At 65.8% G+C, this 570-nt stretch carries 1 protein-coding gene; it reads right to left on the reverse strand.

The features are described 5' to 3' along the window. Positions 1-12 precede the first annotated feature (12 nt). On the reverse strand, positions 13-570 hold a 558-nt coding region (locus AC1DN2_RS21335; protein WP_476851877.1), incomplete at its 5' end, for an integrase core domain-containing protein.

Raw genomic sequence — 570 nt, forward strand, 5'->3', positions numbered from 1 at the left:
TGTACTGGGCCATCAGGTTGGTGACACCCGGGTAATGGGTGTGGTTCCGATGCCGGTGTGGATGCGTTCAGTGTTGTAGTGCTGGAGCCAGGGCGCAAGTGCGGCTTGGCGGTGGTTGCTGCTGGTGAAGATCTGCCGGTAGGCCCATTCGGTTTGCAGGGTCCGGTTGAAGCGTTCGGCTTTGCCGTTGGTCCAGGGGCAGTGGGGCTTGATGAAGCGCTGGACGGCTCCGAGGTCCGTAACGGCCTGACGGAACGCAGCGGAGTTGCGGTAGGCGAAGGCGTTGTCGGTGATGACGCGTTCGATCCGGTGGATGCCGTGCCCGGCGAAGTAGCCTGCGGCGCGGGTGAGGAACCCGGCTGCGGTGGCGCCCTTCTCGTCGGGGAGGACCTCGGCGTAGCCGATGCGGGTGTGGTCATCGATCGCGACGTGGACGTAGTCGTAACCGATTCCGCGTCCCTTGACCTGCTCCGAGCGGCCGTGGGCCCGCCAGCCGCCACCTTCCGGGATGCGTCCGAGCTTCTTGACGTCCAGATGGACCAGTTCCCCGGGCCGTGCCCGTTCGTACCG

The organism is Arthrobacter sp. 01L42 (genome assembly GCF_056400005.1).